This window comes from Treponema sp. TIM-1 (assembly GCF_046533115.1).
In the GTDB taxonomy this organism is placed as follows: domain Bacteria; phylum Spirochaetota; class Spirochaetia; order Treponematales; family Breznakiellaceae; genus JAIRMO01.
Genome location: NZ_JAJQRC010000006.1, coordinates 16,956 through 41,179, shown reverse-complemented (window position 1 = coordinate 41,179; position 24,224 = coordinate 16,956). Strand labels below are relative to the sequence as shown.

Sequence of the window (24,224 nt, the reverse complement as noted above, 5' to 3'; positions counted from 1 at the left end):
AGTTTTTTTTAAAAAAGTGACGAATTTTGGGGAATTTTTGCCCTGGACCTGAAAAAAACAAAGAAATTTAACCACGTACCTCAAAGTCCGCCCAGGCTGTTGCGCCGGTATCGTCCTCTACCGTTACCTGATGGCGGCCCCGGAATAGGGGCAGGGCGAAGACCCCTGCGGGGTTGAGGACGCCCTGAAGGATCTGGTCGATATATACCGGGGCTTCGGGGCCGAAGCCCGAGGTTTCAAGCCGCAGGGCCTGGGCCTCCGGGGGCAGGCTGGGGTCCAGGTAAAACACCGAACCGGAGACGGGGATCCTGATCCGGGGGCCGGATGTTCCCCCGGCCCGATTCCCGGCCCGGCCCGAGTGGAACCGTTCCTCAAGCCAGGCCTGGTATTCCGGGGGATAGACCAGGCCGGTCCGTTGGTGCCAGGTACAGGGAGGGGGGATCCGGTCCGGGAGCAGCCATTCCCGGAGGGTCCCCCCGCAATCGGGCCCCGCGGCCATACCGGACAAGGCGCAGATCGACACGGCGGCGGCCAATTCCGGCGGATCGCCCCCCACCGGCCCGTCCCGGGAGCCCGTTGTTTCCAGGGCCCGCAGGAGCTCCGCGGCGATCCGGGCGGGAATGGAACTCCCCGTGGAGCCTATGACGGTCTCCCCGGAAAAATTGCCCATCCAGACCCCCACGGTAAAGCGCCGGGACGCGCCCAGGGCCCAGATATGCTGAAACTGATTGGCGGTACCGGTTTTGAACATCGACGAGAAGGGCGTCGCCAGAACCGGAGCCGGTCCGAATCCGGTAAAACGGCTCGCCCGGTCCGCCAGCACGTCGGAGATCACCCAGGCCGCGTAGGGGGACATGACCTGCCGGCTTTCCCCGCCCCCCAGGGGGCCGGAATCTTCAAGCCCCTGGCCGGTTTCTTCTATATAGTTAAGAGGTACCAGGGAGCCGCCCCGGGGAAAGACCGAAAAGGCCCGAACCAGTTCCGCGAGGCTCACCTCCCCGTTCCCCAGGGCCAGACCGCTTCCGTGGACGCCCCGGGAAGCGGCAATGGAATCAAAGCCCAGGGAAACCAAAAAGTCCTCAAAGGCCCCGACCCCCAGGCGCTCAATCATATACACCGCGGGGATATTAAGGGAGGAGGCCAGGGCCACCCGGAGCCGGACCGGCCCGTTAAAACGGCGGTTAAAATTGGCGGGCACATAGGCCTCGCTGCCGCCGAAGATCGTGGGAAGATCCGGCAGTATGTCCTGGGGGCCAAATCCCGAATCCAGGGCCAGGGCGTAAAGGAAGGGTTTAAGGCAGGACCCGGGCTGGTTGATGACCCGGACCCCGTCGATCTTGCCGGAAGACTCCTCGGCAAACCAGGAAGCGGACCCCACATATACCCGGATTGCCCCGGTATCGTTTTCAATGGCCAAAATCGCCCCGTTGGTCACCCGGTGGTTCCGCAGTTGGCCCAGTGCGCCCTGGAGAAGCTCTTCACCGTAGGTTTGAAAATTCAGGTCCAGGGTACTCCGCACCCAGGGGAGGGGAGGGGAATTTCCGGCGGCCCTGAGGGAAGCGGCAATGGCCTCGGTAAAATGGGGGGCAAAAAAGGGGGCCTTCTCTAAAAGTACCCCCTCCTGGGCGGCCTCGCCGGCGGCTTCCCAAAGGGCGGCTTCCTTCAAGCCCAGGGCGCACCGGGCCGAAAAGGCCAGGGCCGCGCTTACCGCCGCCTCGGGGTTGACCGCGGGATCGTAGCGGCTGGGCCGCCGGGGAACCATGGCCAGGAGCGCCGCCCGGCTCTCATCCAGGGCCGCCACGGGCCTGCCGAACCGGGCCCGGCCCATGGCCGGGAGCCCCTCGATATTGCTTCCAAAGGGGATGTTATTCAGCCAGAGTTCCAGGATCTCTTTTTTCGATAACCTGGCCTCCAGCCTGAGGGCATCCCCGGCTTCCCGGAGTTTTCCCCCAAGGCCGCCGGCACGGGGCCGGACCAGCCGGGCCAACTGCATGGTAACGGTAGAGGCCCCGGAGACGATCCGCCCTTCCCGGAGGTTCCGGAGGGCGCTTCCCAGCACCGCCAGGGGGTCCACCCCGGGATGAACGTAAAACCGCCGGTCCTCAGCCCGGAGAAAAATCCTGACCACCCCGGCGGGGATCTCCTCCAGATCCGCCCACTCCCGCCTGACCCCGTCACGGGCGGGAAAAACCCGCAGAGTACGGCCCGTCCGGTCCTGAACAGCCAAACCATAGGACCGCCCCCGGAAAAGCTCCAACTCCGGGTAAGGCCAAAGGGCCAGGGCGGCCCGGATACCCAGGATACACCCCGCCCCCAAGATAAGCCTTCGCAGCCATTTCCGTTTTCCGCCGGCGGAATTCCCTCTTCCTTTCTTCTTCATACCCGCCCTAATAGTGGGGAGGTTTTTGGTTGGGTATATAGTCCATATCCTGGGAAAGCTGCCGCAGACGGTCCTTTACGGCTTCATGCTCCGCGGAGAGTTTATCCAGCAGGGCATTCCGTTCCGTCACCCCCTCCTGGAGACGGTTAAGAAAATCTTCCAGAAAAGCCAATTTTATTTCTATCTTTTCGATCCGTGGCTCCAAGCCCTGTTGATTCATTATATTTGAATATATACTATAGAGGTATATTGGAATAGGGGGCATCCATGAGCGTATCCTATGATTTTAGTATAGAAGAATTGGGGAAGCGGTCCATTAAATCGCCGATGACCATGTCGAAGATCCGGGGCGATTTTATTGCCAATTATGTGACCGATGATGAATTTGTCCGGTTAAGCGCGGCGGTAACCCTGGGAGTCCAGGCGCCGATTAAGCGGAGCCAGGTTTTCGAGTGTGCCGGGCCGCGGGAGTTCATCTATTTTATGCCCCAGCACGTACATGCGGGGATCGTAAGCTGCGGCGGGCTTTGTCCGGGGATCAACGACGTGATCCGGGCCATTGTCCGCTGCCTCTGGTACCGCTACGGGGTCCGCCGTATTTCGGGGATCCGCTATGGATACAAGGGTTTTCTGCCCGAGTACCAGTACGGTACCAAGGAACTCACCCCAGATATCGTGGATGATATCCATAAATTAGGGGGCACCTTCCTGGGGAGCGCCCGGGGAGGGGGCCGGGAAGTGGCGAAGATCGTGGACGCCATGGAAAAACTCAACCTGAATATGCTTTTTACCATAGGCGGCGACGGGACCCAGCGGGGCTCCCTGGATATCGCCGGAGAAATAGACCGGCGGAAACTCAAAATAGCCATGATCGGGATCCCCAAAACCGTGGATAATGATTTTTCTTTCATCCAAAAATCCTTTGGTTTCGATACCGCGGTGGCCAAGGCAGCGGAGGTGGTTACCGCCGCCCACATGGAGGCCCATTCCCAGATCAACGGCATAGGCCTGGTAAAACTCATGGGCCGGGAGTCGGGCTTTATCGCCGCCCATACCGCCCTGGCCAGCCACGAGGTGAATTTTGTCCTGGTCCCGGAAATTCCCTTTGAGCTGAACGGCCCCAACGGTTTCCTGCACCACCTGGAGGAGCGGCTCCGGACCCGCAAACACGCGGTGGTCATCGTGGCCGAAGGGGCCATGCAGGATCAGCTGATCCGGGAAGTAAAAAAGGACGCCGGGGGAAACATCAAGATGGAAGATGTGGGAACCTACTTGAAGGACAAGATCCAGGAGTATTTTGACGCCAAAGGCATAGAGATCAACCTGAAATACATCGATCCCAGTTATATGATCCGGTCCGCCCCGGCGGCACCCAGTGATTCGATTTATTGTGAACGCCTGGGAAACGCCGCGGCCCATGCGGCCATGGCGGGTAAAACCAAGGTCCTGATAGGGCTGGTGAACAACGAATTTGTCCATTTGCCCATGAAGGTGGTCGTTTCCCAGCGCAGCCATGTGGACCCCGAAGGCAACCTTTGGCGGGATACCCTGGACGCCACCCATCAGCCCATCCTTATGGTGAATAACCCCATGGGGGCCATCTTCGGCAAAGAAGACGATATTGGGTAATCCCCCGGGGTGTTTTCCGAAACCGGGGAAAGGCTCCCCCCCCATGACCGTTACTGCCCGGGGCCGGGCGGATTTGGAACTGGCCGATGAGGCCCTGGACGAACTTTTCTCCGATGCCCTGAACCGGGCCCTGGGGGAAGCGGGCGGTTCGGGGCCCGTCCTTATCCTGCCCCCGGACATAACCCGGTACCATTCCCGGGCCGGGTTCCTCACGGATATCGCCGTCCGGGAACTGTCCCGGCGCGGCCGTTTGGGGCTGGTGTTACCCGCCCTGGGGACCCACTTTGCCATGGGCCCTGCCGAGTTACGCCGCATGTTCCCCGGTACGCCCCCGGACCGGTTCCGGGTCCACGACTGGCGGCGGGATGTGGTGGAATTGGGCCGCCTGGAGGCGGAGTGGGTGGGGCATACCGGCGGGGTGTATTTTGACTGGCCGGTACAGGTCAACCGTATGCTCCGGGACGGCGGTTTTTCCCTGATCCTCTCCATAGGTCAGGTGGTGCCCCATGAAGTGGCGGGAATGGCCAATCACAGTAAAAATATCCTGGTGGGAACCGGCGGCAAAGAGGCCATTGACAAGAGCCATTTTGTGGGGGCCCGTTACGGCCTGGAACGGCTCCTGGGGCGGATCGACAACCCGGTCCGGGCCTTATTTGACGAGGGCCTCCGCCGTTTCGGCCATGCGCTTCCCCCCATCCTCTGGGCGCTTACCGTGGTGGGCAGCCGGGGCCCTGCGGAGGCCGCCCCCCTCGGGGCTCCCGTGGTCCGGGGCCTGTATATCGGCTTTGGCAGGGACTGTTTTGAAAAGGCCGCGGCCCTGGCCCGGGAGGTCAACCTGGATCTCCTGGATGAGCCCGTGGAAAAAGCCGTGGTTTACCTGGACGGCGGCCAATACCGTACCACCTGGCTGGGGAACAAGGCCATATACCGGACCCGGATGGCCATTGCCGACGGGGGGGAACTCCTGATCCTCGCCCCGGGCCTCCAGGGCTTTGGGGAAGATCCGGCCCTTGACGCCCTGATCCGCCGCTACGGATACCGTTCCGGGGCCGCAATCCGGGATCTGGCGGAAAAGGAACCGGACCTGGCGGAAAACCTCAGCGTGGCGGCCCACCTCATCCACGGCTCCCCCGAGGGCCGTTTCACCGTGCGGTACTGCCCCGGTCCGGGCCTCAGCCGCAACGAAATTGAGGCCGCCGGTTATGCCTGGGGTGACCTGGACCAGGCCCTGAAACGCTATGCCCCCAACGCCCTCAGGCCCGGAAAACAAACCCTCCCCGACGGCGAGACGATCTTTTTTATTCCCAACCCCTCCCTGGGTCTCTGGGCCGAAAAAAAACGCTTTTTTGCCGCCGGCTAAGCGGGTAAAATTGTCCCCCTGGGTAAATTTTACCCATATAATGACGGCTGACACTGAAATTAAAGAAAATTAACCGCGAACCACACGAACAAAAGCAGTATCCTATTGACCGGTTCTTAGAACACTATTTTTAATCCGTCTTTTTTATATTCTGTTAAGGTAGTATCAACACTTACTACGATATGCGGCATTGCCTAAAAATTGCAAAAACATCAAAAAATATATGGACAGTACGTAAATTATACCTTACATTATTACGTAGGAGATGGCTATGTATACAAAATTAACGTTAAGTATCGATCAAACGGTAATAGAAAACGCTAAAAAATACGCAAAAGATCAAAAAAGAAGCGTTTCTAAACTGGTTGAAGAATATTTGTCTTCAATATCTTCATCGGTGGATAAAAAAATTGAATACCTTACCCTGGGTCCAATAACAAAAGAATTGGTTGGTATAATCAAGGTAAATGGGCATACGGATTATCAAGATATTTTAACTGACGCACTGATGGAAAAATACCTATGAAGGAAAAACTCTTTTTTGATAATGATATTATTTTGGATATCTCCATTAAACGGGATGAATTATTGAAAAATGACGTGAATGAAGCGATAACATTAATAAATCTTGTAGAAGCCGATGAATACCAAGGATATACATCCACGGTCATTTTTACCAATACCTATTATATCCAGAAGAAATTAAAGGATCATACCACATCGATAAATTTTCTCAAAAAGCTCAGATTACTATTAACCGTATTACCTGTTGATGATAAAATTATACAAAAAGCATTGGAATCAGGCTTTAATGATTTTGAAGATGCGGTGCAATATTTTACCGCGGTAGAAAATAAAATGGATTATATCATTACGCGGAACATAGAAGACTATAAAAAATCAACCATAAAAGTATATACACCATCACAATATTTAAAAATAAAAGAAATACAAAAAATGGAAATAGGCAACGGCTCATAACAGCTTTGTTGCCGTGGACTTGCTTCGGGCCCCAACATCGCAAACAGCCGGGATGCTATACCAAAGATATTTACCCACGAACCAACACGAATCCTCACCAACAAGAAGACGTTTCAAACAAAACGTTCGGGTGGTTCGTGGTTATTTCCTCATTTTTTTTGCTTTTTGCGCCAACTTGGCACGGTTCTTGCTATATAGTATATACAACCCCAGACCGGATTATCCGGCGCAGCAGGACCTGGTGTCTTGAGGCGGTGAGTTGATTTTAATGCAAGAGCGGGCCCTGCGGCCGCTTTTGCGAGGAGCGTATATGAAACGGAGTATCCTTTTTAGTATTCTGGCCCTGGTGGCCGTGGGCCTTTTCGCCCAGAACGGAAGCGACCGGGCCCGAGGGCCCCGGACGCCGCCGGAACCCCCCCAAGCAGTTACGGTGAGCGGGAATTTGGCGCTCATCGACGCCAGAATTGGCCTTGAAAGCGGGGGCAATACCTATTATGTCATGGGTATCGACCGGCTTATCGGGTTTGTGGACGGACTCAGAGAAGGGGCCCCGGTAACCCTGGAGGGGTATGAGTTCCCCCTGCCCGCCGCCCCGGAATACCGCTTCCTTCGGGTCCTTAAACTGAGCTTTAACGGCAAGGACTACGATCTGTCCCCCGGGCTTAGGCAGTTTGCCGAAGGGGCCGCAGACCCCCAGCCGGACTTCAAATCCTGGGGCGGCCCCGGCAACCACCGGCACCATTTCCGAAACTGGAGATAGGATAAACCCGGGGCCCAGGCTCCGGGCTTTTTCGTGTCTACACCGATAAGAAGATTAACCACGAACGACACGAACCACACGAACTTTTGCTTCGACATCTTGGAATTACTACCTGAATTCTCTCATTTGTTCGTGAGGTTTGTGTGGTTCGTGGTTAAATTCCTCTTAATTCTTCACAATTCATAGATCTCATGAAGAAAAAGAGTCGCCGCCTGGGCGACGTTGAGGCTTTCGATGATACCGGTGCCGGGGATCCGTACCAGGGCGGAGCAGTGTTCCTTTACCGTTGGGGGGAGCCCGGTTTCTTCGTTGCCCACCACCAGGGCGATGCCGGGCCGGACATACTCCCCGGGCCTATGTTTTCCGGCGGGGCTGCCCCGCAAAAGGCCGGCCCGCTCCCGGATAATGACGCCCAGATCCCGAATCCGCAGGCGGGCCCGCATATCCGTGCCGATGGTGATCACCGACCGGGAAAGGCTTTTGATAAAAGCCCCGGTATCCCCCACCTTCCTAAAGGTCACCTGCTCCATCCCCCCTTCGGCGACCCGGTAGGCGCTGGTGGTAAGCCGGGCTTCCAGGTCCCCTTCGGAAAGGATGATCAGGGGGGCGTCGAAAAAAGCCGCGGAACGGACCATGGCCCCCAGGTTATGATCGTTCCCCACGGAATGCAGCACCAGGCCGGTTTTCCCTTCCCCGGCCCAGTGCTCAATGTCCATTTTTTCCACCGGTTCCACCACCGGTTCCTCGATCATCGCCACCACCCCCTGGTGCCGGGGGCTTTTGCAGATCCGCTCCAGTTCCTCGTCTTCGCACAGTTTATAGGGCCGTTTCCGCTCCGCCAAATTTTTACACACCCGGGTGAATTGTTTCAGCCGGTCCTCCCGGAGAAAAAGCCGGTTTATCTTTTCAGGATGGTATTCCCCCAGGGCCGCCACGGCATTAAACCCGCAGACCGCCAACTCATTGGTCAATTTGTTCCGCATTTTTCCCAGTATATGCCCTTTTTGCCGGTAAAAACAGTACCAGACAGCATAAAAGAGAATTCGACCACAAAGGCAACATAAAAGAGAATTTAACCACGAAGGCGCAGAAGGCGAAGAAGGGAATTAAGAGAGAAGAGGGTTAACCACGAACTACACGAACACCACGAACGAAGAGGGAAGAAAGGAGTTAGGAGAGAGGAGATTTTCCTAACTCCTCATCCCTCTCTCCTAACTCTTCATCCTTCCTTTTTCGCCTTCTGCGCCTTTGTGGTGAATTTCTTAATATTGTATCTTCGTGGTGAATGCTTATTATTCAGTACCGGATGGCGCCTTTGGGGTGAATTTGGCGCCCGGAGACGAAATTTGACGTTTTTTTGCATTTTTTTTAAAAATTTTTAAAAAAAACGAGATTTTTGGAACTAAACGTGATATAATAATGTGTAGGTAAATAATGAAAAAGGGACCGGCCCAGGCCGGCAAAAAATAAAAGGAGGAAGCCATGACATTCGATACCATGCTCTATTCATTCCAAACTTCTCCTTCCTCTTTATTTTTCATTTTCAATGCTCCATTAGCAATTTCTTACCCCCCTCAGCAGCAAGAACCGTGCCAAGTGGGGGCTAAAAGAGCAATTTTTTTCAAAAAAAATATATTTTCTCTCAGTTTTTTCCGGCAGGGGCTTTTTGTCCCCAAACCGGTCGTAGTCTCCGGTGTGGACCGGGGTCTGGCGGCGTTGCCGGTACGGGGAGGTATGCCGGGTAAACCCGGTTAGAAACAACAGGGCGGCCTAGCCGCCTTTTGCGGTGTCCTTAAAAAGAGGACCCCGGGGCAGTGAGTTTTCTTGGCGGAAGACGCTGCCTCCGGGGCTTGCTAATCGCATCGTAATGATACCCCATCCGGGGTGGATTTTCAATGCGTATAGTCCTCTTTTTATTAGGAAGCGCCCTTCGGGGCGCTTCCGCCATTCGGTTGATATGACCGGATGACTATAAATACAGGAGGGCTTTATGTTGAAAAAGAGCCTAATTTTTGGAAGTGTGGCGCTGTTTTTAGCGGCGCTAATCACTCTGACGGGGTGCCCAACCTCTGCCGACGACGGTAGTACCGAAATTGTGTACGGACACCGGATCTACGGTCAGAGCGTGAGTCCCTATCAAGCACAGGAAGCGATAGATAATGCTATTAAGGCGAGGGAACCTGTCGTTCTTGAGCATAATCTTATCATCCAGGGCGCCGGCGCGGGCCATCCCCCCGCCACATTAAACTTTAAAGACGCCGATGTCCGGGTCAATGGTAAGGTAACCTTCCCGAACGGCGTCATAAATGTGGCTGACGCCCGGGTGAGCTGGGCTCCCGGCGCGGAAATAGTAATGGACGGTAACTCCGCTTTCATTCTCCGGGACAGCCAAAAACCGGATGCCATTGATAAGGTTGACGATGGCGTCATGGTAGAGTTCGTGGACCGGGTGCAAGACATCATGTCTAAGGCTACCGCCGCCGCGGTCCGGGAGTTTAAGCTGGGGTCCACCCAGAATTACGATTATTCCACGGACAGTAACGGCGTTGACGCCAGGATAACCAATCCGAACCTTCAAACCCTCTATGTAGTGGAAAAGCTTACCGTTCCCTCCGGTGCGACGCCTCTCGGAGCAACTTTGGGTATTACGGCCCTGGGGACGGTGGATTTTACCGGAACCATCCCCACTCTTGTGCTGTTCAATGACGCGCTCAATGGCGATATCGTGTATGGGACCAGTTCCACCGTGACCAGTTCCCGGAGCGCTTCGGTCGTGCTGCCTGACCTTCCCGATAACGAGTTATTCATACCCAATGTGCATATAGAGGATGGATACGGAATCACCATTATCGGCGAAAACTTCGTCGACCGTTTCACCATAGAGGGTAAGCTTACCGGCCCGGGAACCCTGCAGGTTTCTAATCTTTCGAATATTACCATTACTGGCGGAGACGGCAACATCACCGTTGCCGGAGCCGGTAACCGGAAGCTTAAGATCTCCAGCACCGGTAGGGCGGTCTTTGCCGATAATGTGGAAATCCCTGTCGGCGATGTTTCTGCGATATATAGCACGGCGGTGTTTAGGGGAGATCTTACGATTGGGGCCAACTTAGACCTTTATGGGGATGTTATCCTGAAAAACGGTCAGGACATAGTGATTGATGGGGCTTTGGTAACCCTGGGGGCGGGTAAAACCATCACGCTCCAAATTACCCCCGACAGGAGTACCCAGATCATTCCGACCCCCCTCTTTACCGCAGTCGGCGGTGATGTGGTGTTAACCGGTGGAAATGCAACGTTCACCACTTCGGCCATACCTAAAAACGATCCGGAAAAAATTGAGGACGCCAAAATCATCGAACTGACCGGCAGCCTTGAGATCACCAACGGTACCTTACAGGTGCTCCCGGAGGCAACCTTCTCGAGTAATGCAACCCTGACGACGAAAGTTGACGGGGCCCATAACCAGTTCGGTTACCTGGCCGTGGCCGAGGGCGGTACCCTCGCCCTGGGCACCAACAGCCTTGATATAGGGGATCCGGTAATTACCGCGCCCTATACCTTCACGGCAAGCGGCGGGACCATCAACCTGGGGAACAATCGGATCACCGGGAGCGCCCCGGGGACAAAACTGGCGCCGGGACGGGGAAGTTCCGGGAGTATCACGGTGGCGGGTGCAACCGGTACCCTTATCCTGGAGGAGATAGAGCTTGATGTGGCCGCCTATAGCAGCATTGCGCTAAGCGCCGCCGGAGCTAAGGTGGCATTGGACAAGGGGGCAAAAATTAACCTGATTGTCGGTGAAAACGGACAACCCACCACGTGGGCGAAGATTGAAACCAACGCCGGCAGCGCCCAGTTGACCGGGGCATTTGCGGCCTTAACCCCGGATGCCGCAGCCGCCAAACAGCCTGCCTGGTCCGTGGCCCACCGGGGCGGCGACCTGGCGGAGGTCAATATTGTCGCTGGCCCTACCGGTATCACCTTTGGTAAGTCGTTTAAGGCGTCATTTATCCAATAATGCCGGAACCCGTACCAATGGCGCGGGAAACTATCATCCGGCATAGGTCCGGATACTTTAAGGAGTGTTTTATGTTGAAGAAATATATGATTTTCGGCAGTGCTGTCCTGTTATTGGCGGCACTGTTGACCCTAACTGGGTGCTCCCAGGCCACTGACAGCGACGGGGGATCAACCGTGACTTTCGGTGAAAATTACCTGTATGGCGCATCCGACGCGGATGACGTGAATATAGCCGTACGGGCGGCCCAGCTAGGAAACCGGAACGTGGTGCTGGGTGAGGCTCTCAGGCTAAACGGCGGCACCCCTATCACTCCGCCCCTCTCTCCGGTTGGCGATTTTAAGGATAGGCCCGTCCGGGTAGAGTATCCCGTAACGGTAGAGAATATGATTATCAACGCGGTTAATGCGACCCTTACCTTTCTGCCGAGTTCGAGCATAACCCTCGGGACCAATGCCATTTTTATCTACCGGGGGGACCCGAATGACAAATTTATCTTAGTGAGTGGCGGCCATAAGGTGCAATATGTGGAGAACCCCCTTTACGGCACCCAGGGAACCGACCAGCGCATTGCCGTGTCAAATTACACGATAGGTGCGGATTTTAGTGATGTTCATGAGGCGGTTACCTATCTTTACGTGCTGGACAAACTCACCATAAACGCGGGGTCTACCGCGGTACCCGGCACCGGCACCAACCCCACCGTTATCGCCCTGGGGGAGGTGGATCTGGCCGCGAGTAACACCCTGGTTTTTCAAAACCTCACCAACTTCCAATTCACCACCAGTGCGACCCTGACCAGCACGACTCCGGGGGTTATCCTTAACCTGCCGGCTTCAGCGAATCTGCCCACGATTGAAGCGCCGGTCCCCATCAATATCGCAGGGCCGTCCGGTGCTGACATTGCTTCGATTACCATAAAGGAGATCAAAGGCCCCGGTACGGTCACGATCAGTCCTGCTAATGGCCAAAACATTGACGCCCTCAAGATTGACGCTGTTTCCGAATCGGGCGATGTCGTGGTAAACACAACCCAACTTGGCACAACGACGATAGGAGGAACTGCCGCCGGTACGTCGATAAGCCTTACCGCTTCTGATGATACTACGGGTCTTACTGACCCTATTAAGATAACCGGAAACAATGCCGGAACCATAGCCATTACTGTCCCGGGCACCGATGGTATCACCCAGGCGGTCACGGTTGGGTCCAATACGGGGACCATAGAATTTGACACCAAGATCATTAACCTCGTCACCACCGCTCCTCCTGACTCGGACGACCCTTCAATTTCCATCACGAATAATACCGGCTCGGTAATCTTCAAGGACAACCTTACCTTAGAGGGAACCGGTGGCGGTCAGATACTCAGAGTCCCGAACAATGCTGCAGGTGGAACCATACGCTTCGAGGGCAGATTTACATCATCAAATGCGCTTGGGGATCCTCTGCCTGCCAATGCCTTCGCCAATATTGCCGGCGCCGGCACCGTAGAATTCATGGGTCCGGTTGAATTCAATCTCGACACCAACATAGACTGCCCGGTGGTGTTTAACGATAACGTAACCTTGGCCCACGATCAGACCCTTGGCTTGGGGGGCGACGTCACCCTGGCTTATAGCATTACGTCTCCCCCCAACCGCGGGATCACGTTAAAGTACGGAACCTATACAAGGTTTAGACTCAAGGGGGGCAAGAAGCTCCTGGTGGGAAATAGCGAAGTATTGGCCGCAGGGACAATCGGCGCCACCATAACCGCCCCCCAAAATAGCATAAACACCACCTTGATCGCGGGGGTCCTTGACCTTGAAAATGACGAGGACTTGGGTTACAAGACCCTGATCGTGGACGGTGGGCTCACCTCAATCGACGGGGAACTGCGGATACTGGGGACCGGGTTATTGCAGAGCAATATCCCAATTCCCGTCGCAGTCACGGGGGCCCTGGTCCTGGAGGAAGACTCCCTGTTGGTACTCCCCGGGACTGGATCCGTTACCCTTGGTGATACAACGATCACCGGCCGTACGATCTCTCTTACAGACGATGCGCGGTTCACCGCCGAAGGCGGCGAGGTAATCCTGCGGCAGAATAATATCACCGGCAGGGGCTCAACCCTCCTGGTCCCGGAGGATGTTGCCAGCCCGACGATCACCGTAGCTGCCGAAAAGAACCTATTCCTTAGGGGAGCCGACCTTGACCTGCAATACGCTGGTACTTTGACCCTAACCGGTCACGCCAGCACCCCAGGTTCGGTTATCCTGGAAGGCGGAACCTATCCCGGTAAAATTACCCTGAGCGAGGACGCGGGCAGCCGTTACCCCGGTAACCTTAACGGGCTATTGATTAAGGTCGGTATCAGCGGTGCTAATGACGCTACGATCATCGGAACCGGCGAGCTTTGGGGGGATGACGTTGAAATACCCTGCGTAATAGGGGAGCTTTCCGGCGGTTCGAACAGATTAACCATCAGGGGTAAAATAAGCGCTGGCACAAATATTGTGGCCGGGCTTTCCGTAGACGATTAAGCGGTCCGGAAAGTTTAACAAACTTTCCGGAATCCGTTGTAAGCGGCATACGGCGTATGCCGTTTACAAAACAGGAAGTAAAAGCGGTCCGGGAACAAACCGGTTTCCGGGCTGCCCTGCCTGTTGGTTCTAAAGCGATTGCGGGCGCAGCCTTCAGCGCTTTGGTAATGACTAAAATTGAAATAGGAAGGTTTTTATGATGAAGAAGAAAATATTCTACGGCATGATCGCCCTGTTAAGCGTATCATTGTTCTTTTTAGGATGCCCCACGGACACCAGCGACGATACCAGCAGCATCGGTACTCCCACCTGGCCGGAGACGGGCAACACTAATACGCCCCCCTCCACGGCCCAGGCCGCCGCGAACCTGGCAGCCGTATTGACGGCCTCCGCTCCTGCTGGGGTCACCGTTACCCCGAACGCCAACGGCTCCGTCACCATTACCGGTGGAATCCTGCCGATTTCCGATTCACTCAAAATTGATTCCGGCGTAAAAATCGTGGTGGAGACCGGCGCCACACTTGCGGTGACGGGAAGCATTACCAACGACGGAACTATCGAAGTTGCCGACGGTGGTAAATACACCCTGGCAGCCGGTGCAACCGTCACCAATAACGGCACGATTACCGTTAATGATACCGATGGGAGTACCCCCGTATTTACGGTGGCGGCAAACGGAACCATTAACAACGCCGGGACTATCGAAGTTACCGGCAAGGGTAAAACTTCCCTGGCCGCGGATGCAGCCGTCACCAATACCGGCACGATTGTTATTGGACCGGAAGCCAAATTTGCGGCGACCGATGGAGAGATTACCAACGCCGGGACCATTACAGTGAATGGTGAATACACCCTGGACAACGACACAGAGGGCACCAATGACGGCACGATTATCATTGGGCCTAACGCCACCGCTAAGATTGGTTCAGACGTCCGCTTTGAAGGAAGCGGGATAGTCATTGTGGAAAGCGGCGGTAAAGTATCCTTCAACGGTGGCACTGACTATTTTATCGGTGACGCCAGTGCGCTATTCCATGTACTTTCCGGCAAGTTTCACTTTAACAACACTTCTCTTATCGTAGATGGTTCCGTAACACTGAAAAGTCCATTTAACAATGTGGGCGCCCAAGTTTTGCTAATAAAGGCAAACAGTATGTTAACTCTCGAAGCAGCGCTGAGCGTGACGGGTAAGTTTGATGCTGGTGAGGACACCGAAAGCTTTGCAGTTGTTGGCGAACTGGGTTCTTCTCCTTCTGTTCCTGCCAAAATTGTTTTTAGTGGTGGTAGTATCGTTGTTACCAGCGCCACCAGTAACTTCTATAATAGTAGTGGTGCTCCTACCCCCCCTACCCACGATACCGGTAATCTTAGTGCTGGTCCTTATAATTGGGTAGCCGATGCCGATGGCTCGAATAATGCCGGTTGGTCGAGGTAACTCCTCGCCTGCATGAGCACCTAAAACCCGGCCTGCCCGGGTTTTAACGAGACCAACCCCCTCCCGTCCATCGGACGGGAGGGTCCTTCTCTACCCGGTAACCGGCCTTTAACCCTTTACCGGCTAAGGCCCCCCGCTCCAATATGACTGGAGGCCTCTTACCCCCTCCCACCCCCCGCAGTAACACCCCGTTTACAGCCTGTTACCACATACACCACCGCCTGGCAAGCGGTCGCAAAGCCCCCCCCCACCACAATCGGCTGAAAGGCCCTCTTCCCCCCCCGATACCCGGCAGTTTAGCCCCATGCCGGCGCAGCCCGGCGGGGAATTACGCCCCGCCCGCGTCTCTGGAATTCCCCGCGGTAACCGACCGGCACGGGCGGTGGACGCGGACTCTACAGGTCAGCGGGCAGGGCGTAATTCCCCGCCGGGCTTGCTGAGCCCAGCCTAAACTGCCGGAACAGAGCTGTGGTCGAATTCTCTTTAAGCCCCTTTACTTTGCCCCTGGTAATCGTAATACTAATCCCATGAAAACCGAACGAGCCTATTATGAGCATCCAGGCGCCGACCCCCTTCAGGCCGAGATACTGGAACTAAGACCCTGGCAGGATAAGACCGCCCTTATTTTGGACAAAACCATTTTTTACCCCGAGGGAGGAGGCCAGAGCGCCGACCGGGGCACGATCAATGGCGTTCCCCTCCTGGATGTGCAGGAGGAGGGGGAGGAGATCCTCCATATCGTTTCCCCCGGGGAGGGGGCTACGCTGCGGCCCGGACCCGGGGAACTGGTACTGGACACCATCCGCCGCCGGGATTTTACCGTCCATCATACCGCCCAGCACCTGCTCTCGGGAACCATCCTGCGCTTAACCGGGTTCCCCACGGTTTCCATGCACCTGGGGGACGAGGTCTGTACCATTGACGTGGACGCCCCCGCCTTCCCGGAGGAAACCATCATCGCCGTGGAAGAGGCGGTCCAGGACGCGGTGGAGGCGGACGCCCCGGTGGTGATCCACCTCTGTCCCCCGGAAAACCTGGGGGATTTCCCCCTCCGCAAGGTCCCCCCCCAGGGCGAGGAGATAATCCGGGTGGTGGAGATCCGGGGGAATGATTTTTCCCCCTGCTGCGGTACCCACCTGGCTTCTACCGGACCCATCGGCATACTGCGGATCCTGGGGGCGGAGAAGTACAAAGGTAAAACCCGGATCTCCTTTATCGCCGGCCGCCGGGTCCTGCGGGACAGCCGCCTGCTCAGGAAAAATGGGGACATAGCCTCCCGGGCCCTCAAGGTTCCGGTGGCCGAGACCGGGCCCGGGGTGTTGGCCCTGCTGGACCGGATGAAAGAGCTTGAGCGGAGGCTCAAGACCCTGGAAGAGGAAAACGCGGCGGTCAAGGCGGCGGCGCTGCTCAAAAACGCCGGACTGTTGGTAGGGGAGGGGGATTCCCCGGGCAGGGGCATCCTCTTGTCCGCGTCCTTCCCCGAGGCGGGAATGGACGAGGTCCTCGCCATAGGCCGGGCTGCCCAAAAGCTCACCGGGGCCCTCATCGTCCTGGCTTCGGAGGGGGAGTTCAAATTCGCCGCCTTTTGTTCCGACAAAAAGGCCCATCTTCCTTCTATTTTAAAGGACCCCATGGAGGCCCAGGGAGGACACGGCGGCGGCGGCCCGTCCTTTTTTCAGGGGGCCTTCCCCGGCCGCCAAGAGCTGGAACGTTTCCTCGCAGCCCTTCCCAAAACCTTTTAAAACTGGTATGATGAAGATCCCCGCAGTCAGGAACCATGCGAGTAGACCGCGCCCAACCCCGTCAGGTCCGGAAGGAAGCAGCGGCAAGCGATGGTGTATGGCGCCGTGGCCTCCCTGGCTGCGGGGTTTTTTTTATCCCCCGTTCCGGTTATACTAAGCCTATGGCATACGAAGTAACCGCGACCAGACGGCGTCCGAAAACGTTTGATGAACTGGCCGGCCAGGATTTTGTGGTGGCTACCCTGAAGAATTCCATCGAAACCGGCAGGATAGCCCATGCGTATCTTTTTTCCGGGCCCCGGGGCTGCGGAAAAACCAGCGCCGCCCGGATTCTGGCCCGTTCCCTGAATTGTGAAAAGGGCCCCACCGCAACCCCCTGCGGCGTATGCTCCAACTGTGTGGAGATCAGCCGGGGGGCCAGCATGGATATCATCGAAATCGACGGGGCTTCCAATACCGGGGTCAATGATGTCCGGCAGATAAAGGACGAGGTCCTCTTTCCCCCCAATTCGGGGCGGTATAAAGTGTATATTATTGATGAAGTCCACATGCTTTCCAACAGCGCCTTTAACGCCCTGCTTAAAACCATTGAGGAGCCCCCCCCGTATATTATTTTTATCTTTGCCACCACCGAACTCCACAAGGTACCGGCCACGATTAAGAGCCGGTGCCAGCAGTTCAATTTCCGGCTCATCCCCCTGGATACCATCCAGGGCATCCTCAAAAACACCTGCGGCGAGATGCAGATCGAGGCCGAAGATGAGGCCCTGTTCTGGATAGCCAAGGAATCCACCGGGAGCCTCCGGGACGCCTATACGATCTTTGATCAGGTCGCCTCCTTTTCCGACGGGTTTATCCGGGCCGCCCTGATCCAGGAGAAGCTGGGCCTGGTAGGCCTGGACACCCTGAACACCCTGGCGGAAGCCTGTGCGGCCGGGGATAACTCCCAGGCCTTCGCTATAATTGACGGACGTCTTGACGCGGGGGTGGCGGTGGAGCAGTTTGTGATCGATATGGCCGGTTATTACCGGAGCCTGCTGCTGTTAAAAAATGGGGTAACCCGGGAATCGGTGTTGGGGTATAATCCGGAGCGTTTTTCCGCTTCGGTACTCCAGGCCCTGGATTCGATCCACCTGGAACGGGCCCTTTCGATACTGCTGGACCTCTACCGGGATGTGCGGTATTCGGTTTCCCCCCGGTTTGAGCTTGAAACCGCGGTCGCAAAACTTTGCTGGCTTACCCAGTGGGTTTCTCCCCAGGAACTCCGGGCGGCCGTAGCCGGGGCGCGGGAAGTCCTGGGGGGGAACCGGGAAGATCCCGCGGGGAAAGGAGGGATAGCCCGCCCTTTAGCCGGGCCGGGGCGGATACCGGCCCCGGCTGAAACCACCCTGGACCGGCACGGGTCCGGGGATAACCCTGGGGCGGATCAACGGGGGGCCTTTTCCGAAGGCTTTAAGCAGTATATGGCCGCCCGGGAAAGCGCCGGTGCGGGAGCCTCCCCGGAAGAAGGGGACCCTTTTTTCGGGGACCCCCCCGGGACCGGAAAGCCTCCGTCCGGGGAGCCCCCAACTGAAGCCAAGGACCCTTCGACTGAAGCCAGGGAGCCTCCGGTCGAAGCAGGGGAGCCGCCCCCCCCGCCGGAGGCAGTGTTTGAAGGGGACGAAGCCGCCCGGTTAAAGGCGGCCCTCATCAGCGGCTTTAAATTGAACCGGGGGGTGCTCGCCTCGGGGCTGGAGAGATCCCTGCCCTGGGAATGGTCCGGGGATAAACTTATCATTCCGGTCCGGGATTCCCTGGGGGTGGAACTGCTGAAAAAAGACGCGGCCCTTATCCAGGAAGCCCTGGTCCGGATACGGGGCCGTCCGCTGCCCTTCGAGGTGGTGGTGGGGAATCATCCCGGGGAAGCCCTCCCCGAAGAATCCCCGGCCGTTTCCCCCCAGGTGGAACTAGTCTGCCGCGTGTTCCGGGGAACCGTGGTTAAAAAAGATGGGAGTTTGCCATGAATATAAATCCCTTTGATCTGTTAAAAAATGCCCAGAAGCTTCAGGAACAGATGGGTTCCTTGCAGGAACGGCTGGGAACCATTACGGCCACCGGGTCCGCAGGGGGCGGAATGGTGGAGGTGAATCTGAACGGCCGTTTGGAGCTTTTGGCCATACGGATCGCCCCGGAAGCGGTGGATCCCGAGGATGTGGAGATGCTCCAGGACCTGATTATCGCGGCCTTTACCGCTGCCATGGAGAAGATTAAAGAAGCGGTTAACGCGGAAATGGGCGCCCTGGCCGGAGGCATGGGGATGCCAGGTTTCCCCGGATTTCCGGGGCTTACATGAATCCCCCTCAGGCCCCCAAAGGCCCCAATGCCCTGGATAAGTTGTCGGCGCTGCTGGCCAAATTACCGGGGATCGGAAAAAAAACCGCCGGCCGGCTCACCTATCATATCCTGGACACGGACCCCAGCTACGCCCATACCCTGGCGGACCAGCTTTTGGCCCTACATTCCTCGATCAAACGGTGTTCCCGCTGTGGAAGTTTTACCGAAAGCGATCCCTGTCCCATCTGTCTTGATCCCGGCCGGGATGGTGCGGTCCTCTGTGTGGTGGAACGGGCCCAGGATGTGCGGGTTATTGACGAATCCCGGGAATTCCGGGGCCGCTTTCACGTTCTCGGGGGCCTCATTGCCCCTCTGGAGGGGGTTAGTCCCGAGGACCTTACCATCGGCCAACTGCTCAGCCGGGTCCGCCGGGAGGGGATCCGGGAGGTGATCCTCGCGATGAACCCCACGGTGGAGGGGGATACCACGGCCCTCTACCTGCAAAGACTCCTCAAAGACACCGGCGTCCAAATTACCCGCCTCGCCTCGGGCCTCCCCGTCGGGGGGGATTTGGAATACGCCGACCGGCTCACCCTGTCCCGGAGCTTTCGGGATAGGATTAAGCTGCCATAACCGTTTGGGTCGAGTTAAAACAAATTTTTGAAAGAAAGCTAAAAAAAGCTTAAAAAAGGCGATTTTTCCGCAAAAGGCCTTGCTTTTTTCTATCAGGTATGCCACAATTAAAGAGTAGCCAACATCTACATTAGGGCGTTTATTCGACCCTGTATAATCCGGGTGAACGGCCGGATTATTTGGCCCCCAGGATTCCCTCCCAGGATAAGGGGGCCTTTTTGTGCCCTGATATCCACGCACCGAAAAACACGGATGTTTTCCTACCATTGTCCCCAGGTCAGTAATTTTACCGTTAAAGTATTTGTCACAGGAATGATTCCCCAAAAGCCCCTTGGACGCACATAGATGGGCCTATAACGGTTTTACCCTGGCCGGATCAAAATTGCGTACATTACGGGGGAGGGCTTATCAGTCTTGAAGGGCGGGCAATGCCCCGCTTCGCCTATGCTGCCCTGATCATTTTGCTGATATCGGCAAGATGATAGGGCGCATTTTCCCGGCATGGTCCGGGACGGCCCCAGAGGGGCGGGTTACTGAGTAACCGGCTGGCGGGGCTTCAGCTTGCCCTGGTCGGAAAGGTCGACATATTCAGGGAGAGGAAGCCCCAGGCTGGCAAACATTGCATCTGTCCTTTTTCGATGAAACGCCGTTTTTTTCTCAAAAGACATCCTTGCCGGTTCCTCTTAACCTCCCGGAAACGGCTCTAGCGGCCTTGTACGAGGCGCTTCCCCCCATCTGGGAAATTTGCGTAGTTTGCATCTCCCTAGGAAACTGCAAACTTGCAAACTGTTCTTTGGCCTTCCACTGCCCATAAAAATGGCGGAAGCGCCCCGGACATTCCTGCCTTGCCAGGTATGGCTCGGAGTTTCAAATTGTTCTTGTAAAATTCGGTAATTAGCGGTATATTTAAATTGCCGCCCGGGGTCGTTTCGGACGTTGGCTCAAGGGGACCGGAAACGGTCAGCATGAGGCACCCGGTTCGTGCATTTTCCAAAAAGTCCGTATCTCCATTTTGGATGGTCCCCGTTCAATCGTCGCCAGATAAACCGTTCCGCTGATTTTCTTGGTAAATAAAATCTTTTTGTTGCCCCGATTATCCTCTCCGGTATGTTCCGCCGTGTCAAATTCATTGAGGACCAGGGGGATGAGGGCGAAGTCGTCCGGGGCTATATCCACCTGACCCCGGAGGGCCTCCCCTTGTCCATGCTGCTTTTTTATATGCCGCGCGCCGCTGTCGGTAATAAAAACCGCCTGAATGGCCTTCCCTGTCAGGTTCAGAAATTCCGCCTTGAGCCTGTCCGATACAGCAAATTCTATCTTTACGGTAGGACTATGGCCGTTCCAGACATTACGCGCCAGATCAACCAGCAGGGCCGCTTCTGGGTATGCCTGTTTTATGGCGTCAATGTCGGCCACGGGGCTATATCTCCTCCCCGCTGTCTTTTACATTGGGGATATACTCCACTATGTCTGAAAACTGGCAATTAAAAAACTGGCAGAGCTTTTGCAGATTTTCCATGCTTATCTGTTCATTCTTTGAAGGACTTAGCAATTTCCCCAGGGAGGATTCGAACCCCCACAAGCAGATCCAGAGTCTGCCGTGCTACCATTACACAACCGGGGAATAATTGCGCCCGTTTCAAGACTCAGGTGGGTTTTGAAACAGCCTTAGGGCTAAAATGCTATCATTTCTACCTAAAAATGTCAATAGAAATGTCAAGCCGGATCAAAACGCACCTACCCCTGTTCACTCCAAGGGATAGGCACGGCTATTCTGAATGATATTCGATGAGGGTGCGGACCGGAATATTCCCCAGATTTTTTTCATAATGGAGAAAGGGCAGCCCCACCACGCCGAATATTTCGGGAATTTCCGCCCCGGCGGCGATGAGGAGCTCCCGGGCGGCATTGAGGGTTCCTCCGGTGGCGATAAGATCATCCGTGAGGAGTAGCCGCTTGCCCGGGGGAATATCGTGGGGGTGGATTTCAATTTCCGCTTCCGCGTATTCAAGCTGATACTTCTTGGACAAGGTTTTCCCCGGCAATTTTCCCTTTTTCCGGATAAGAATAAGGGGAATTCCCATGCGGACCGCAAAGGGAGCGGCAAACAAAAAGCCCCGGGCTTCTATGGCCGCCACCGCATGGATCTGTTTATCCCGGTAAATTTCCGCCATCGTATCAATACAATACCCAAAGGCCTTCGGTTCGGTTAAAATACTGGTAATATCATAAAAAAGAACCCCTTTTTTAGGAAAATCGGGTATTTTTCTGATATAATCATTGAGATCCAGACCCTGTTTCATACCTTTGCTCACCCTATTTTATCGTTTTTTGTATCCACGCCGCAAGATCTTCCGATTTTACCCCCAAAAAGGGCTCGGCCCTAAGGTCCAGTTCCGAATCCCGAACTAGCGCGCCCAGGTACTGTACCGCCGCCGGGGATTGGGGGGAAAATAACCCGCAGGGCCTTCCCACCAGGTTAATATGGAGCAAAACCTGTTCAAGATAGGTAAAGGACGGAGGATGGGGACTTTCACAACCGAAAAAATAAACATCCGCCGGAAGAATGTCGGTAGCGGAAAGTTCCGGGGTTTTTTTTATCACCACCCGGCTTCCCCTTAGTTCCCTGGCGATTTTTTCCCCCAGCTTTCGGGTTGCTTCGGTACCATCGGTTACTATCAGTACATTCCGCTTTGCTTCCACAAAGGTAATTTTAGACTTCGGATAAAAACATGTCAATGTGTATGGTCCCTTTTGAAATCGGAGGCCCCATAACCCATTCCCCGGGGTTTCGAATGAATCTATTGTGTTTTGTTCCAATTTCAAGTATACTGATACCGGTTGTTTCAAAATTCCGGTCCTGTCGGACAAGTATTTTGAGGCCGTCTTTCGCTTGAGCGTCTTTTTATCATGAGGATAGGAGCAAAATCATGCAATATGAATGGAGCAGCAGTCTGGAAACCGGGTATGAACTGATAGATACCCAGCACAAACAGTTATTTGCCGCTATAAACGACCTGATTGAAACCTGCCGGTTGGGAAAGGGTATACAGGAATTGGAGAAAAGCCTGAATTTTCTTAATGACTATACCATTAAACATTTTTTTGACGAAGAGCAGGTCCAGCTAAAGTACAATTATCCCGATTATCCGAATCATAAAAAGCTTCATGAAAATTTTAAGATCACGGTCCGGGATTTAAAGGTTAAAATGATAATGAAGGGGGCGTCGGAGGAGCTTATCTCCGAGGTCCAGGCGAAGATCGGGGATTGGCTGGTGACCCATATCAAGGGCCAGGATCTCAAACTGGCGGCCCACCTGAAATCGCAGATCAACAAAGCGTAAACCGGCTCAAGTAATAAACTGTATGGGGTTTGATCGTTAATATGAATTCTCAAAAAAACAACATTGTTCGGGTTGGTATATTTTATGATGGTTATTATTTTTATAAGGTCAGCAACTACTATAAATACGAACATACCAGGAAGGCCCGGATAAGTATTTCAGGTCTTCATGATTTTATCCGTCATGAAATCGCGTCGATCCTGCATATAGAAGATATCCGTCATTGTCAAATAATCGATGCCCATTATTTTAAAGGCCGCAGTTCCGCAAAAGAAATGGGAGAAAAAGTACAAAGCGAACGGGTGTTCGAGGATATCCTGATGCGGGAGAATATCGTGAACCATTATCTTCCCCTGCGGTATGGCGTAAATGACACCTGGCAGGAAAAGGGCATTGATGTCTGGCTTGCCCTGGAAGCTTACGAATTGGCCATCTATAAACAGTTCGATGTCTTGGTCCTGGTCGCCGGAGACGGGGATTATGTCCCCCTGGTCAGAAAGCTCAATACCCTGGGTACCCAGGTCATGCTGATATGTTGGGACTATAGTTATTACAATGAGAACGGAACCATCACCGAAACCCGGACATCCCGCCAATTATTGGAAGAAGTCCTGTATCCCATTGTGATGAACGAACGGATAGACCGGCAGCCCTCGACGGATATTATTGATGAGTTATTTGTACGGGACAGACGGGAAAATTACGCCGAAGGCATGGGGAATATGCTGCCGCTTAAAGAGGAGGCGGAAGCCCCTCAAGATGACGGTCAAATATCCACCATAATCAGCCTTAAAGACGGGTTTGGATTTATTAAAGACGAAAAAATAAACAATGTGTTTTTTTATTACGATACTCTAACCAATAAGGATTTTGATGAGCTGGAAGTGGGGATGAAAGTAACATACCTCTGCGAAGAGGACGAGGAACGGAGCAAACGGGACGAAGCCCCCCGATACCGGGCCTACAAGGTGACGGTCTTGGACTAACAATATATATAACCACGAACTTTCATTCGTAATTAATCACCTAACCGGTACCCCCCACCCAATCCTCCAACTTCTCTCTCCTAACTCCTCCCTTGTCTCCCATATATCAGGCATA

Annotated in this window: 23 protein-coding genes, 1 tRNA gene and 1 other RNA gene; 16 read left to right on the top strand and 9 right to left on the bottom strand. The window is 55.0% G+C overall.

The annotated features are described in order from the left end of the window. Window positions 1–67 precede the first annotated feature (67 nt). Entirely contained in the window at window positions 68–2,380 is a 2,313-nt protein-coding gene (locus LQZ21_RS04555) for a transglycosylase domain-containing protein (protein ID WP_411042989.1), read from the bottom strand. A 7-nt stretch (window positions 2,381–2,387) separates the two neighbouring features. Further along, a complete protein-coding gene (locus tag LQZ21_RS04550; protein ID WP_411042987.1) occupies window positions 2,388–2,600 on the bottom strand; it encodes a SlyX family protein in 213 nt (70 codons plus the stop codon). A 47-nt stretch (window positions 2,601–2,647) separates the two neighbouring features. On the opposite strand from LQZ21_RS04550, the gene LQZ21_RS04545 reads away from it, so the two are divergent. The 5 genes from LQZ21_RS04545 to LQZ21_RS04525 all read left to right on the top strand — a co-directional run bounded on the left by LQZ21_RS04545 (window position 2,648) and on the right by LQZ21_RS04525 (window position 7,110). After that, window positions 2,648–4,009 (top strand): ATP-dependent 6-phosphofructokinase, encoded by a 1,362-nt coding sequence (locus LQZ21_RS04545; RefSeq protein ID WP_411042986.1) that lies wholly within the window; start codon window positions 2,648–2,650, stop codon window positions 4,007–4,009. A gap of 43 nt (window positions 4,010–4,052) precedes the next feature. Further along, a complete protein-coding gene (locus tag LQZ21_RS04540; protein WP_411042985.1) occupies window positions 4,053–5,369 on the top strand; it encodes a nickel-dependent putative hexonate epimerase in 1,317 nt (438 codons plus the stop codon). A 271-nt stretch (window positions 5,370–5,640) separates the two neighbouring features. Continuing rightward, on the top strand, window positions 5,641–5,895 hold the full coding sequence (locus LQZ21_RS04535; protein WP_411042984.1) for a DUF6364 family protein: 255 nt from the start codon (window positions 5,641–5,643) through the stop codon (window positions 5,893–5,895). Further along, window positions 5,892–6,350 (top strand): type II toxin-antitoxin system VapC family toxin, encoded by a 459-nt coding sequence (locus tag LQZ21_RS04530; protein ID WP_411042983.1) that lies wholly within the window; start codon window positions 5,892–5,894, stop codon window positions 6,348–6,350. Before LQZ21_RS04535 ends, LQZ21_RS04530 begins: the two co-directional genes overlap by 4 nt. A gap of 310 nt (window positions 6,351–6,660) precedes the next feature. Continuing rightward, window positions 6,661–7,110 (top strand): hypothetical protein, encoded by a 450-nt coding sequence (locus LQZ21_RS04525; protein WP_411042982.1) that lies wholly within the window; start codon window positions 6,661–6,663, stop codon window positions 7,108–7,110. A 173-nt stretch (window positions 7,111–7,283) separates the two neighbouring features. Here LQZ21_RS04525 and LQZ21_RS04520 read toward each other — a convergent pair whose 3' ends face one another. Continuing rightward, the gene (locus tag LQZ21_RS04520; protein WP_411042981.1) at window positions 7,284–8,093 is read right to left on the bottom strand and encodes a TrmH family RNA methyltransferase; all 810 of its coding nucleotides are present in this window, start codon (window positions 8,091–8,093) and stop codon (window positions 7,284–7,286) included. Window positions 8,094–8,592: 499 nt separating this feature from the next. On the opposite strand from LQZ21_RS04520, the gene LQZ21_RS04515 reads away from it, so the two are divergent. From LQZ21_RS04515 to recR, 9 genes are all read left to right on the top strand, one after another. Then, window positions 8,593–8,865, top strand: coding sequence for a hypothetical protein (locus LQZ21_RS04515; RefSeq protein ID WP_411042980.1), 273 nt, complete (start codon window positions 8,593–8,595; stop codon window positions 8,863–8,865). A 235-nt stretch (window positions 8,866–9,100) separates the two neighbouring features. Next, the gene (locus LQZ21_RS04510) at window positions 9,101–11,131 is read left to right on the top strand and encodes an autotransporter outer membrane beta-barrel domain-containing protein (protein ID WP_411042979.1); all 2,031 of its coding nucleotides are present in this window, start codon (window positions 9,101–9,103) and stop codon (window positions 11,129–11,131) included. A 71-nt stretch (window positions 11,132–11,202) separates the two neighbouring features. Then, window positions 11,203–13,656, top strand: a complete 2,454-nt coding sequence (locus LQZ21_RS04505; RefSeq protein WP_411042978.1) for a hypothetical protein — start codon at window positions 11,203–11,205, stop codon at window positions 13,654–13,656. Between the two features lie 196 nt (window positions 13,657–13,852). After that, on the top strand, window positions 13,853–15,091 hold the full coding sequence (locus LQZ21_RS04500) for a translocation/assembly module TamB domain-containing protein (protein ID WP_411042977.1): 1,239 nt from the start codon (window positions 13,853–13,855) through the stop codon (window positions 15,089–15,091). A 527-nt stretch (window positions 15,092–15,618) separates the two neighbouring features. Next, window positions 15,619–16,833 carry an alanyl-tRNA editing protein gene (locus tag LQZ21_RS04495; RefSeq protein ID WP_411042976.1) on the top strand — a complete coding sequence of 405 codons (1,215 nt, stop codon included), beginning with the start codon at window positions 15,619–15,621 and terminating at the stop codon, window positions 16,831–16,833. A gap of 24 nt (window positions 16,834–16,857) precedes the next feature. Beyond that, window positions 16,858–16,956: signal recognition particle sRNA small type (gene ffs, locus LQZ21_RS04490), an RNA gene on the top strand. Between the two features lie 38 nt (window positions 16,957–16,994). Beyond that, window positions 16,995–18,836, top strand: coding sequence for a DNA polymerase III subunit gamma/tau (gene dnaX, locus LQZ21_RS04485; protein ID WP_411042975.1), 1,842 nt, complete (start codon window positions 16,995–16,997; stop codon window positions 18,834–18,836). After that, the gene (locus tag LQZ21_RS04480) at window positions 18,833–19,165 is read left to right on the top strand and encodes a YbaB/EbfC family nucleoid-associated protein (RefSeq protein WP_411042974.1); all 333 of its coding nucleotides are present in this window, start codon (window positions 18,833–18,835) and stop codon (window positions 19,163–19,165) included. Before dnaX ends, LQZ21_RS04480 begins: the two co-directional genes overlap by 4 nt. Next, the gene (gene recR / locus LQZ21_RS04475; RefSeq protein ID WP_411042973.1) at window positions 19,162–19,779 is read left to right on the top strand and encodes a recombination mediator RecR; all 618 of its coding nucleotides are present in this window, start codon (window positions 19,162–19,164) and stop codon (window positions 19,777–19,779) included. Before LQZ21_RS04480 ends, recR begins: the two co-directional genes overlap by 4 nt. A gap of 530 nt (window positions 19,780–20,309) precedes the next feature. Here recR and LQZ21_RS04470 read toward each other — a convergent pair. The 6 genes from LQZ21_RS04470 to LQZ21_RS04445 form a co-directional block, all read right to left on the bottom strand. Continuing rightward, window positions 20,310–20,447 (bottom strand): hypothetical protein, encoded by a 138-nt coding sequence (locus LQZ21_RS04470; RefSeq protein WP_411042972.1) that lies wholly within the window; start codon window positions 20,445–20,447, stop codon window positions 20,310–20,312. 292 nt (window positions 20,448–20,739) lie between these two features. Then, complete coding sequence (locus LQZ21_RS04465; RefSeq protein WP_411042971.1) at window positions 20,740–21,195, bottom strand: PBECR3 domain-containing polyvalent protein; 456 nt, start codon at window positions 21,193–21,195, stop codon at window positions 20,740–20,742. Window positions 21,196–21,199: 4 nt separating this feature from the next. Continuing rightward, window positions 21,200–21,331, bottom strand: coding sequence for a helix-turn-helix domain-containing protein (locus tag LQZ21_RS04460; RefSeq protein WP_411042970.1), 132 nt, complete (start codon window positions 21,329–21,331; stop codon window positions 21,200–21,202). 1 nt (window position 21,332) lies between these two features. Further along, a tRNA-Gln gene (locus LQZ21_RS04455) sits at window positions 21,333–21,403 on the bottom strand. A gap of 145 nt (window positions 21,404–21,548) precedes the next feature. Beyond that, on the bottom strand, window positions 21,549–22,082 hold the full coding sequence (locus tag LQZ21_RS04450; protein ID WP_411042969.1) for an adenine phosphoribosyltransferase: 534 nt from the start codon (window positions 22,080–22,082) through the stop codon (window positions 21,549–21,551). Between the two features lie 13 nt (window positions 22,083–22,095). Beyond that, complete coding sequence (locus LQZ21_RS04445) at window positions 22,096–22,482, bottom strand: hypothetical protein (protein ID WP_411042968.1); 387 nt, start codon at window positions 22,480–22,482, stop codon at window positions 22,096–22,098. Between the two features lie 227 nt (window positions 22,483–22,709). Here LQZ21_RS04445 and LQZ21_RS04440 point away from each other — a divergent pair, with 227 nt between their 5' ends. Next, the gene (locus LQZ21_RS04440; RefSeq protein WP_411042967.1) at window positions 22,710–23,123 is read left to right on the top strand and encodes a bacteriohemerythrin; all 414 of its coding nucleotides are present in this window, start codon (window positions 22,710–22,712) and stop codon (window positions 23,121–23,123) included. A gap of 41 nt (window positions 23,124–23,164) precedes the next feature. Continuing rightward, on the top strand, window positions 23,165–24,109 hold the full coding sequence (locus tag LQZ21_RS04435) for an NYN domain-containing protein (protein WP_411042966.1): 945 nt from the start codon (window positions 23,165–23,167) through the stop codon (window positions 24,107–24,109). The last annotated feature ends 115 nt before the right edge of the window (window positions 24,110–24,224 follow it).